The 11,535-nt window shown below is 56.0% G+C and carries 10 protein-coding genes; 6 read left to right on the top strand and 4 right to left on the bottom strand.

Going from position 1 to position 11,535, the window contains the following annotated elements; all coding sequences use genetic code 11:
• Positions 1-300: 300 nt before the first annotated feature.
• The 3 genes from ACR0CG_RS22995 to ACR0CG_RS22985 all read right to left on the bottom strand — a co-directional run bounded on the left by ACR0CG_RS22995 (position 301) and on the right by ACR0CG_RS22985 (position 2,154).
• Positions 301-1,518, bottom strand: a complete 1,218-nt coding sequence (locus ACR0CG_RS22995; protein WP_480527778.1) for an HlyD family secretion protein — start codon at positions 1,516-1,518, stop codon at positions 301-303.
• On the bottom strand, positions 1,515-1,895 hold the full coding sequence (locus ACR0CG_RS22990) for a hypothetical protein (protein WP_480527777.1): 381 nt from the start codon (positions 1,893-1,895) through the stop codon (positions 1,515-1,517). The genes ACR0CG_RS22995 and ACR0CG_RS22990 overlap by 4 nt, the downstream gene beginning before the upstream one ends.
• Positions 1,896-1,956: 61 nt before the next feature.
• Positions 1,957-2,154, bottom strand: coding sequence for a hypothetical protein (locus tag ACR0CG_RS22985; RefSeq protein WP_480527775.1), 198 nt, complete (start codon positions 2,152-2,154; stop codon positions 1,957-1,959).
• Positions 2,155-2,290: 136 nt separating this feature from the next.
• Here ACR0CG_RS22985 and ACR0CG_RS22980 point away from each other — a divergent pair, with 136 nt between their 5' ends.
• From ACR0CG_RS22980 to aspT, 5 genes are all read left to right on the top strand, one after another.
• The gene (locus tag ACR0CG_RS22980) at positions 2,291-3,298 is read left to right on the top strand and encodes a helix-turn-helix domain-containing protein (protein ID WP_480527773.1); all 1,008 of its coding nucleotides are present in this window, start codon (positions 2,291-2,293) and stop codon (positions 3,296-3,298) included.
• Between the two features lie 153 nt (positions 3,299-3,451).
• Entirely contained in the window at positions 3,452-3,733 is a 282-nt protein-coding gene (locus ACR0CG_RS22975) for a hypothetical protein (RefSeq protein ID WP_480527772.1), read from the top strand.
• Between the two features lie 423 nt (positions 3,734-4,156).
• Entirely contained in the window at positions 4,157-5,539 is a 1,383-nt protein-coding gene (locus ACR0CG_RS22970) for a cytochrome ubiquinol oxidase subunit I (RefSeq protein WP_480527770.1), read from the top strand.
• A complete protein-coding gene (gene cydB / locus ACR0CG_RS22965; protein WP_480527768.1) occupies positions 5,539-6,540 on the top strand; it encodes a cytochrome d ubiquinol oxidase subunit II in 1,002 nt (333 codons plus the stop codon). The genes ACR0CG_RS22970 and cydB overlap by 1 nt, the downstream gene beginning before the upstream one ends.
• Positions 6,541-6,936: 396 nt before the next feature.
• Positions 6,937-8,637, top strand: coding sequence for an aspartate-alanine antiporter (gene aspT, locus ACR0CG_RS22960; RefSeq protein ID WP_480527766.1), 1,701 nt, complete (start codon positions 6,937-6,939; stop codon positions 8,635-8,637).
• A gap of 120 nt (positions 8,638-8,757) precedes the next feature.
• On the opposite strand, the gene ACR0CG_RS22955 is transcribed toward aspT, so the two are convergent.
• On the bottom strand, positions 8,758-10,389 hold the full coding sequence (locus ACR0CG_RS22955) for a bifunctional aspartate transaminase/aspartate 4-decarboxylase (RefSeq protein WP_480527765.1): 1,632 nt from the start codon (positions 10,387-10,389) through the stop codon (positions 8,758-8,760).
• A 436-nt stretch (positions 10,390-10,825) separates the two neighbouring features.
• Here ACR0CG_RS22955 and ACR0CG_RS22950 point away from each other — a divergent pair, with 436 nt between their 5' ends.
• On the top strand, positions 10,826-11,485 hold the full coding sequence (locus tag ACR0CG_RS22950; RefSeq protein ID WP_480527763.1) for a hypothetical protein: 660 nt from the start codon (positions 10,826-10,828) through the stop codon (positions 11,483-11,485).
• The last annotated feature ends 50 nt before the right edge of the window (positions 11,486-11,535 follow it).

Genomic DNA, 11,535 nt, shown 5'->3' with positions numbered 1-11,535 from the left:
ATTTGAGCCTCCCAGGCCGGCTGAATGCCCGCCCATGGCAGCATTTGGCGCAGTGGTCCGTCAAGGAGGACAAGCAAAATTTAATAGTGAGGCATGTGCGTGGTTGAGAAAGTTCTGATTTGTTCTGAGTGGCTACATTGTCTGCAGGGCGGCTATTTACCGGGTTCCGGAACTCTGCGTGGCAGCGAATATCGGCCCCGACCTTGTGAACGATTGGTGAGATGGCCGACCAAAACAGCCTTAACGACTCCCGGCCTTTGCCGGGAGCCGCTGGTAATGAAGACGACAGCCTCAAGGCGATCAGGCGTGCCCGCCACCAATCAGGCCGATGCCTGACGTCAGGCCGAACCATGCTTTGATCCGCAAACCGACAGCCTTGATGATCCCCATGGCCTGGATGGCATGTGCCACGGTTGTTCCCTCTAGGTCGCCGTCCAAACTCGTGGTGTAGGACTGAACAATGCAGCCGCTCCCTGGCACCAGAAGGGCGCGATGTTCAAGGTGCACCAGGTCAAGGTGCACGACGATCTGGCCTCGTTTCGCCTTTTCGCCAGGCTCGATCAGGCGACCGCTTGGGGCAAGCTGGCCTGAGGAAATCGGCTCCTGAATGCGCACGATACGAGCAGGCAGGATGGTGTTGCGCATCGAAATGTTGAAGTTGCTTTCGCAAGCAACCTCTGCGGCCATACCTTCGTACAATTCGGTGCGCGAGACCTGCGAGAACCCGGCGACAATGCGTCCACGCTCGGCATCTTTCCGGTCGGGTACGATCAGCAATGCGGGGCTCATCGCTGCTTGCGCTGCGCGCGAACCGACATTCAGGGTGACTTGTTCAACCACGCCGTCGACAGTGCTGTGTGTCAAAGTCTTGGACAGCTCGACCTGGGCCTGCTTCAGCGACGCGCGTGCCGATGCAAGTTGGGCCGGAAAGACGGCAGTCGCCTGGACCTGAGCCACACCCAGTTGCGTTTCTGCGGCTTTGACTTCCGCCTCGCGAGTATCCAGAGTTGCCTGCGCCCGTTCCAGCTGGCTCACCTGAAAAGCGGCGGAACCCTTGGACCGAAGCGCCTCGTGGTCCATCAGCACCAGCTCGGCCTGTTCTCTGGCGGTGATCGCAGCATCCAGCACCGCTTGCGCAGTTTGAACCTGCAGCTCGGCTGCCAGTTTTGCGCTTTCGATCTCTTCAACTTTGCGCGTTGCGAAGTCCACCGCAGCTTGTTCAGACGAATTCTCGACAGCAAACAATGGATCACCCGGTTTTACGCGGTCGCCGCCTTTTACATAGACGTCTGTGACGGTTCCGCCGTTCTCGGCAACCACAGGTACGGTTCTGAAGGGCACAAGGCCCGTGTAAGACTTGGGGTAGTAGTAGAAAACGGCGAAGAATACGATCAGCGCCAGTACAAACCACATGAAGACCGCGCGGTGGACGTTGTACAGAGTTACGGGCATCCCGCGCCACTTCAGGTAGAAGACGCGCAGAACAAACGGGAAGGATGTGACGAGCAGTTCGATCATTTTACCGCCTCCTCATTCGACGGGCGCCACCACAACATAAAGTCGCGGGCGATTGCGGTCAGCAGCAGGGCAGCGGGAAGCAGAATGCTGAAATGGCTGAGGGCCGGCATCAGTTCGTAGGCCAAAGCCACGGTCAGCATCATCGGAATGGTTGTGCGCAAGGGCGTGCCGCTTGCCTTATGCTCGGTGTAGCGGTCGAAACGTGCATAGAGATGTACGACCAATAGGATCGCCAGAAAGAAAACGGTCAGGCCAACCCAGGCATAAGTATCGGTTTGGCCCGGCGTAACCCACCAACGGGGGTCACCGCCAGAGGCGAAAGCAGGGGTTGAGATGACGCCAAGTACGGGCGCCATCAGGAACGCGGGTGGTTTCATGTTTCAAGTCCTTTTCTTACGCAGCTAAGCTGCGAACGAAGCGTTTCGGTTGTTGGGAACGTCAGGTCCCGGATGGTTTCTGTGAAGGTTCGGAGGGCCGTTCCTGCGGGGCATAAGGGGGATCCCAGCGCCGCCCTTGTGGAGATTTCTCGCCAAGTGCCGTGGGTTGCAGTCCGTGAATGCTGGCGCCGGACCACTCTTGTCTGGCGGTGTCCCGGATCGCCTTAAAAACGCGGTAGTACCTTGCGAAATTGATCATGGTCTTATCCTTTCTGATGACCCGGACCTAAACGTCATCACACGGGCGATCCTTAGGCTTCTGGACAATTGTTGTTGGCTTCTGGACAATTGCCCAACTGTCAGGGCTTGATCGTCAGTCAGGGGAGGAAGCAAAGGTGCCACGTATCAGCGCGTACAGATTGCAGCATGTCGGGCGTCTTTACGCGCAGGAGCCAGGTGCCCGAATTCCGTTTCCTGAGGTTCTGGAAATGGCCGGAGCCCCCAAAGACGTGATCGACGAACCCGATTCAACTGTCGAGCTGCTGCACGAGGCCGGAGCGGTCGAGACGGCGTGCCGTGTACTTGAGGATAAGACCTTTGCGGCCCGGGTCGGGCTTTCGGCACAAGGCCCCGGAACACTGCTTGCATATATCGTGCGGGCCGCCGAAACGATTGATGACGCATTGGCCATGACTCAGCGATTTTATGCGATGCAAGACCCCGACCTGCGTTTGGATGTCGTCGGTGCGCCAGATCATCCAAGGCTCACGCTGGAAAGCAATGTGATCCCGGCGCACCAATATCCCAGACATCGCGAGTTGCTATTGTTCGGTCTTTACAGGCGCATTCAGCAAATCACTTCCGGCAAGCTGGCGCCCGTATCGATCGAGCTGGAAACGGATGATGCCGCCCATTGTCGTTTGCTTTCCGCATTGGCGGAAACCACTGTCGAGGGGTTCAAAGCCGGATACGCCTTGAGTCTGCCGCCAAACGCCATGAGTTTTCGCATTCCAACCGCTGACCCGACCCTTTTGGGACATTTGCGCAGGCACGGTGAAGAGCAGTTGAAAGCGCGACCAGATGCCGTCCAAAGCCTGTCCGACCGCATTGTGGATATGCTCGGAGAACGTCTTCCAGGACCAATTCCAAACGGAGATGAATTTGCGGACGAGCTTGGACTGACACGCCGAACCATGACAAGGCGTCTGTCGGCTGAAGGGACAAGTTTCAAGTCTCTTCTGGAAGGTACGTTGTGCGACCTTTCAAAGCGCATGCTGCGTAGTGGCGAAGGTGTTGCGCGGGTGGCCTTCATGCTTGGCTTTGCCGATCAGGCCGCCTTTTCGGTTGCATTCAAGCGCTGGACCGGTGAGACGCCGGCAAGATTTCGTAAAGCCGGCCGTTAGTTTCTCCTGATCCTCGGGATCCTGAGAAAGTTGAGATGTCCAGGATCAACAAAACCTTGTCCCGTCTCCAAAAGAAAGCAGGCGTCAGTGTCACCTAGTTCAATGGCACACGGCGGCCGCGTTGGTTGCCGAGCCAGAACAAGGATGAACCCAATGAAGACCTCGAGAAATCTCTTTATCGCTCCGATCTCCGGCGCACTTCTGATCACGATGGCTGTGACCGCTCAGGCGGATTACGTCACCGACAAGGCGATCAAAGGCGCAGTTGTCGGCGCCACCGTGGCCGGTATTGCCGGTGAAAGCATCGTGGGTGGCGCTGCCGCTGGCGCTGCGGTCGGTGCTGTCGGCGGCGCGATCCAGAAAGACAACTTTGAAGACGCGCAGGATGAAGCACAAGAGCGCCGCGATGACTTCAAGGAAGACCACAAGCGCTGAAACGATGACTGAAGTGTAACGGAAGAAGGAGGGGATACAGCCGAACACAACTGACGGGTCAGCCTAAACTCCCTTGGACAAGCGCTGTTAGCATCCAGTCGCAACTTGACTGACCACCCCTCACAGAACTCGCACAGTTTCTGACAGGTTGCCATCCGGCTCTCGCACAAGCCGGGTGGCAATTTTGTTTTTGGCCCGCGAATGCCACGCGTTTCCTGAAGGCGCGGATTCAAATTTCAACCCCCAGCCTTGGCCATTGCGACCTGGGTTTTGTCCAAAACCCTAAAACAACCGTCCAGAACCCAAACGAACCGAAACAGGCTGCACCCCAAATTCGGCTCATCTGAATGACATCGACGGGCCGGCAACTGACGCAACTTCAGTGACTGCTGCTTATTGCACTCAACGCCAAAGGACACGGCAATGAACCTGTTAATAAACTTCGACGCAGAGACCCTGGCACGTATCCAGTTTGCCTTCACTGTGTCGTTCCACATCATCTTCCCGGCCTTTTCCATTGGCCTCGCAAGTTACCTGGCCGTCCTAAACGGTCTCTGGCTTTGGCGCAAAGAGCGCGCCTACCTCAACCTTTTCAACTACTGGAAAAAGATCTTCGCCGTTGGCTTTGCGATGGGTGTCGTGTCCGGCATCGTGATGTCGTACCAATTCGGCACGAACTGGAGCACATTCTCGGACACCGCAGGCCCTGTGATCGGTCCCCTGATGGCCTATGAAGTCATGACGGCCTTCTTCCTTGAGGCAGGTTTCCTCGGCATAATGCTGTTCGGTCGCGAGCGCGTCGGTCCCGTCTTGCACATGATGGCCACGGCGATGGTCGCCCTTGGCACGCTGATATCGGCCACGTGGATCCTATCGGTCAATTCCTGGATGCAGACCCCGGCCGGGTTCGACATCAACGAACTGGGGCAGTTCATCCCCGTTGACTGGTGGTCGATTGTCTTCAATCCGTCCTTCCCCTACCGCCTGACGCACATGGTCCTTGCCGCCTATCTCACGACCGCCTTCGTCGTGGCCGGGGTTGCGGCATGGCACTTGCTACGTCGTAATCGCACGGCCGAGGTCACCCGAATGTTCTCGATGGCAATGTGGATGGCCGTTCTGGTCACCCCTCTGCAGATCGTTGCGGGCGACCTTCATGGTCTGAACACGCTGGAGCATCAGCCGCAGAAAGTGATGGCGATGGAGGGTCACTTTGACAGTCATCCCGAAGGCGCACCGCTGATCCTGTTTGGCATTCCTAACGAGGATGAAAAGCGCGTTGACCACGCCATCGCAATACCAAAGCTGTCTTCGCTGATCCTGAAACACGATCTGAACGCGCCGCTTGACGGGCTGGACACCATTCCCGACGACGAAGAACCACCGGTCGCGATCGTCTTCTACAGCTTCCGCGTCATGCTCGCCATCGGCTTCGCCATGCTGGGCGTCGGCTTGTGGTCGCTTGTTCAAAGGTTGCGCGGCCGCCTCATTGAAGATCGCTGGTTGCACCGGGCATCCGTCCTGTTGGCGCCCAGCGGGTTTGTGGCGGTACTGGCTGGTTGGATCACCACCGAAGTCGGGCGCCAGCCGTACACGGTGTACGGGCTGATGCGAACATCGGACTCCCTTTCACCAGTGGACGCACCTGCTGTTGCAGCTTCTCTGATTGCCTTCATCGTCGTGTACTTCGCCGTATTCGGAGCCGGCACGTTCTACATGCTGCGCCTTATGGGAAAACCACCCGCCGGAGGTCTTCAGCACAGCCACAAATCCATTGAAATCTCTAGTTTGGCGGAGGCGGCGTAATGCTTGAACTCTCGACAATCTGGGCAGGCATCATTGCCTTTGCCGTTCTGACCTATGTGATCCTGGACGGCTTCGATCTTGGAGTTGGAATCCTGTTCCCCTTCGCGAAAACCGACAAAGATCGGGATGTCATGATGAACTCGGTCACGCCGGTATGGGACGGAAACGAAACCTGGCTGGTCATGGGCGGCGGAGGTTTGTTCGCCGTGTTCCCGCTGGCCTATTCCGTGGTGATGCCCGCAATCTACATGCCGATCATCATCATGCTGCTTGCGCTCGTCTTCAGGGGCGTGGCCTTCGAATACCGGTGGCGAACGGTGCGTGGGCGCTGGCTGTGGGATGTCGCGTTTCACGGCGGGTCAACCGTAGCAGCCTTCTGCCAAGGCATCGCGCTTGGCGCGCTGGTCCAGGGTATCCCGGTCGAGGATCGGCTTTACGCAGGTGGACAATGGGATTGGCTGACACCATTCTCAGTGCTGACCGGGGTGGCCCTGGTGATCGGGTATGCGTTGCTGGGAGCAACCTGGCTCAATATGAAAACCACATGGGCCTTACAGTGTCAGATGCGTAGGTATGCCCAACCGCTGATGCTCTTGACGCTCGGGTTGATCGGTCTTGTCAGCCTTCTAACCCCGTTCCAGGACCCCGTTTATCTGATCAGATGGTTTTCGTGGCCCGGTGTCACATTCTCTGTGATTGTACCCGCCGTTGTTACTGGCATTGCGTGGAATCTGCATTGCGGCCTTAGAGATCGGCGAGATTATCGACCCTTCTTCTGCGCCATTGGCTTGTTCGTCGTCTGCTTCATCGGCATTGGGATCAGCTTCTATCCCTATATGATACCCCCAAGCCTCACGATTACTGAAGCCGCAGCGCCGGACAACAGTTTGGCTTTCGCACTCGTCGGAGCCGTCATTCTGCTGCCTGTAATTCTGGCTTACACTGCTTACACGTACTGGGTTTTCCGCGGGAAGATTGATCCAGAGGAGAGTTACCATTGAAAACCCTAAACCGAGTTTTCTGGTTCGGCGCGATCTGGTTCAGCAGCGTTGTGTGCCTGGCATCTGTCGCGTTTTTTATCCGGTTGTTTATCCCGTGAAAACCCATGGAACCTGCCCGAACCCTTTTGGGCTAAAGTCGCCGATCTGGAACAGCGCTGTCGGGCCCATCGATCCGGACCGGAGTGTCCTGAGGCGTTCGTTTTGGCGCTGAATTCAGTCAAAGAGGGTGAAAGCCCTCATTTGGTTTTGTTGAACGCCAGAATTTGACAGAACTCTCTCTCGATGCTTACCTGTCAGCGACATAGCGGAATGAGTTTAAATCTATTGTCTTTTCAATGTGCTGAGACGTCACGAGCAGTGCCGGCTCGAGCTGTGTAGAAGCCCAGGGGTTTGATGATGGAATTGATCACTGAACAACTACGCGCCTTTCCGATAATGGCGCTTTTTTTGTGTCTGGGTCTGGGATACGGAGTCGGGAAATTCCGGGTCGGCAAGTTTGAGCTGGGCGGCATAGCGGGCACTTTGCTTGTGGCCGTATTTGTCGGACAGATTGGCGGTATAAACCTGAGCGCGGATGTTCAGAACGTCTTTTTTTCATTGTTTATCTTCATGGTGGGCTACAACGGAGGCCCTCAGTTTTTCGCAGCATTGAACCGGACGGCGCTGACCAAACTATTGGCCGCCTTTATGATGACCTTGTGGGGATTGTTCTTTGTTGTCGTCGTGGCCAGACTGGCGGGACTGGACAAAGGACTGGCTGCGGGTCTGGCGGCTGGCGGGCTGACTCAATCGGCCATTATCGGAACCGCAGGAAACGCTATCGATCTGCTGGGTCTGGCATCGGATGAAGCCGAAAAGCTCAAGACAAACATCGCTGTGGGTTACTCGGTTACCTATATCTTTGGCTCAATCGGTCCAATTCTGGCTGTCAGTGTCATCCCGATCATAATGCGCGTTGATCTGCGACAAGAAGCTATCAAGCTGGCTCAGAAACTCAGCGGTGGTGGTCACAAGCTGGAAGAAGGCGAGTTCCTTCCAATGAACCGCTTTGAAGCCCGGGCATACCAGGTGAACGCCGATGCGGCCATTGTTGGAAAACCGGTTAAGGACATTGAGAGCGGTTACCAGGGCGATCTTGTGGTCGAACGGTTGCTGCAAAATGGTGCTCCCGTCGATCCAACGCCGGAGACGTCGGTCAACGCCGGAGATGTCATCGTTGTCTCAGGCCTTGTCGCAACTCTCACTCAATTCGAAGGCACTGTCAGTGGTGAAATCGGAGAGTATCCGCCGGAGCTGACAGTTGTGGAAGAGCGTCGCAACGTTGTGGTCACCAACCGCAAACTGACCGGCAAAACCCTTGCCGAACTGCGCGCGGCGCTTACAGCGGATCAGCGGCGCGGTGTCCATATCTCGAAAATCACCCGAATGGGCCATGACATACCGGTTCTGCAAAATACCGAAATCCATGCGGGCGACGAGATCAGTATCGTCGGCCACAAGGACGATCTGAACCGGGTTTCAAAGCTTGCGGGCTATGTGCCTCCGTCGGCCTCGGTCACGAATTTCGTGGCGTTGGGGATCGGTGTGGCGATCGGTTATCTGATCGGCGAGATCAGCTTTGATATCGCGGGTACCAAAGTGGCACTGGGCTCGGGGCTCGGATGCCTCGTAACGGGGCTGATCATTGGCTATTTGCGCATCAGACGACCCAAGATTGGCGGCATTAATCGGGGTGCGGCGAATTTCCTTCAAAGTTTCGGATTGGCCGTTTTCGTGGGTGTCGTCGGCCTGAATGCCGGGCAACCCGCGCTGGAAGCGATTCAGGAGTACGGCATCACCCTCCTGCTTCTGGGAATCCTGGTGACGTTGATGCCGATGATCGTACAATTCCCGATCAACTATTTCGTCCTGCGCATCAAGAACCCGGTCGAGGGCTGCGCCGTTGTAACCGGTTCACGCTCAGGCAATCCGGGTTTTGCAACGCTGCTGGAAAAGACGGGCAATGCGACCCCAACGCCCGCCTTTACAATGACCTACGCCGTGGCAAACATCTTCCTGACCCTCTGGGGACCGCTGGTCGTGGCATTTGTTCCCTAGGCCGATCCTTAGGAACACGGCCCCGAAGCGCGGCGACACATAGCTGATGGGTAGGCTGCAAAGTATCGTCGGGCAGGGAGATGGCCAAAGCTTTGCCCGCTTAGCTTCTTGTGCCCGCACCTAGCCGTGTAACGGCAACCCTTTCGACGCGCGATACGCTTGCACATAGCCAACGGCCACGGCCCGGACCGCGCGACCAATCTGCCGATACGCGCTGTCGTCCAGGTTGGCAAAGGACACCCGCGCCGACCAGTTGGGGGCATCAAAACCCGATCCGTTCAGCAGAACAATCCCGTGATCCTGTGCCAGCTTGAAGGATATATCGAGGGGGTGGACGTTGTCTTTGATCCAGGCAACCACCTCTTCGCCCACGTATTTCCGAAGCCAGAACTCGAAATCGATGATGCCGTAGTATTTGTCGAACAACGGGTTGTCGGGCACTTCAATGCCCAAGCCTTCGACCAACTCGTCAAAGCGGTGTTTCAGGATACCCCAGCAGAATTTCTGATAGCCTTTCTGTTCATCCATCAGTTCGACCAGCGAAAACAGCGTCATCATCACTTGCTGCGGCAATGACAGCCCCGCCGTGTGGTTCAGTGCCACATCGCGGCTGTCGGCCACAATGCGGTCGATAAACTTGAAGGACGAAGGATCCGGGGTCAGGGTCTGATACCGCGCGTTGACCACGGCCTTTGTCTCGGCCGGCGCCTCGGCAATCATCCTGTCGAAGATGTTGTTTTCGGCCACCAGGATTGCGCCAAGACGCCAGCCGGTGCAGCCGAAGTACTTTGAAAAGGAATAAACCCCGATCGTGTTCTCGGGCAGATGCCCCATCACCGACTGGAAGTTCGGAACGAAGGTACCATAGACGTCATCCGTAAGGATGATCAGATCAGGGCGACGAGTTTTGACGAATTCGACCAACCGGGCCATGACCTCGGAACTGATCGCGACCGAAGACGGGTTGCCTGGGTTGACCAGAAACAGCGCCTTGACCTTCGGATCGGCCAGTTGCTCGTGGTCGTCATCAGTCAGTTGAAAGTGATCTTTCTCGGCCGAGGACACATCCACGACATTCAGCCCATAATCCTCGAGCACCGGCATTTCCAGATAAGGCGTGAATATCGGGGTACCCAATGCGATGGTGTCACCCGCATTCAGCAGACGTTGGTTCTTGAGCGCCTTGAAGATGTAGCACATCGCAGCCGTGCCGCCCTCGACCGCGTAAATGTCGAATTTCGCGTCGGGCCGGAAACCGGCGCACATCGCCCACATCACGTATTCATGGACGATCGCCTCGTTGTGCATCATGCACCGGTCAGGCATTGGGTAGTGGTCACCGACAATGCCGTCGGTCAGTTCCAATACAAAATCGTCAGGGACAAAGCCGAACTTCTCAATCGCGAAGTCCACCACATCAACCAGAGTGTCCGCACCCGGAGGGCCATTCTTATCTCTCGAATCCGCACAATACGTCTTGAGCCGGTCATAGCATCCATCCCCCTGCGGCATTCCGGCCAAACCGACCTGCTGTTCATTGCGATGGCGCTGCGCTTCGGTCATCGCGAATTGACCCAGAAGAAAAAACGCCTCGCGTGCCTTTGTTGCGATCCAGTTGGGGTTGCCACGTCCCGCATTCAGATAGGGAAGAGCCATCTGGCGCGACTCTTTCTGTGCCAGCTTGATGAGTTCGTCTTTGATTTGGAAAGGACTTAGATTTTCGTACTTATGCAGGTCCAGCGTATCTGGCATGGCATCAAACCCTTTGTTTATAATGTCGGAAATATTCGACCGGATCGTACGCAATGAGTTGTGCCTGTGTAAACAATGCTGTGGCGTGCAGATTGATTTGGAGGGTGCCCTGGCGGCGATGATTGGGTTGGTCCAGAACGACAAAAGCCGCCTTGCGGCGGCTGGTTCGGTAAAAGTGGTTGCGGGAGCACGAAACCAGCAGTGTCGAACACAGTTAAGATGCTTTATTTAAAGAAAAAGACGACTTCCTAGCCACTTTCGAACCAAGGCCACCGCTCGCCCGGCCCTCACCAATTGACCGCTCACGGAAAATGCGGACATGTTAATTTGGCCAACAGAACAGAGAACAGATTTTCGATGCGGCGTCTCCATCAGACGCCGTACTATAGACCAAACAACGCGGGGTCCTGAGAGTGCCTCGGAAAGGGAACAGAACGTGCCAGACTTAGAAGAAAGTGCCCCGAAGCTGGTCACAAACCTTCAGAATTTGAGCGACAATATCGAGCACCTTGAGAAAATTCGCCTAGGTCGAACTAGTCCTGACTACTCCGAATATCTTGAGTTCGTAAAGCGAGGGACTTGTTTTATCCCTTATCAAACGAAACAGGGAACGGCTTTCGCTCCTTCACGCTTTCTTGGCTATGAGGCAAACAATTTCCGGCGTCACAGAGCGAATCTGAACAAGCATGGAAAAAATACTAATGAAGCGATCTCTCGACTCCTCAGACACGAACCCGAAACGGATGAACAGCTTGAGAAGCACTACAAGCGCTTTTGCGCAGAACTGAACATTGAAGTGCAACCGACAGGTGCCTTTGGCCACCAAAGAAAATACTGGAGGCCATTGGATGGCTGGACACAGCAAGACAACTGTCGCGCGAAGCCTGAAATTCAGCGTTTCGAAGTTGGTAACGCCTACACCAGGGAGGACGTGGCAGATCTAATTGGCCTCGACGACAAACAGCGCAAAGGGGCGTGGCTTACTGGATACTCCTGCGTGAATGGGGAGTACTACCTATTTGCCAATGTTGGGGCGAGCGGACGGACTGGACATAACTGTCCGTCGTCAGGGATTTTGGGACAGATGGCGCTCTGATCTAAGAGAGGATGTGGCTCATCTGGTTGGTTTGATTATGCGGCGGATTT

The sequence above is a fragment of the Ruegeria sp. AB8 genome (assembly GCF_056542605.1).
The sequence above is the reverse complement of the archived record's forward strand: the minus strand, read 5'-3'. Positions and strand labels throughout refer to the sequence as shown.

Excerpts from the sequence above, each read along its gene's own strand:
- ACR0CG_RS22975 (WP_480527772.1), top strand. The coding sequence starts at position 3,452 with ATGAAGACCTCGAGAAATCTCTTTATCGCTCCGATCTCCGGCGCACTT.
- ACR0CG_RS22995 (WP_480527778.1), bottom strand. The coding sequence starts at position 1,518 with ATGATCGAACTGCTCGTCACATCCTTCCCGTTTGTTCTGCGCGTCTTC.
- cydB (WP_480527768.1), top strand. The coding sequence starts at position 5,539 with ATGCTTGAACTCTCGACAATCTGGGCAGGCATCATTGCCTTTGCCGTT.
- ACR0CG_RS22955 (WP_480527765.1), bottom strand. The coding sequence starts at position 10,389 with ATGCCAGATACGCTGGACCTGCATAAGTACGAAAATCTAAGTCCTTTC.
- aspT (WP_480527766.1), top strand. The coding sequence starts at position 6,937 with ATGGAATTGATCACTGAACAACTACGCGCCTTTCCGATAATGGCGCTT.
- ACR0CG_RS22985 (WP_480527775.1), bottom strand. The coding sequence starts at position 2,154 with ATGATCAATTTCGCAAGGTACTACCGCGTTTTTAAGGCGATCCGGGAC.
- ACR0CG_RS22990 (WP_480527777.1), bottom strand. The coding sequence starts at position 1,895 with ATGAAACCACCCGCGTTCCTGATGGCGCCCGTACTTGGCGTCATCTCA.
- ACR0CG_RS22970 (WP_480527770.1), top strand. The coding sequence starts at position 4,157 with ATGAACCTGTTAATAAACTTCGACGCAGAGACCCTGGCACGTATCCAG.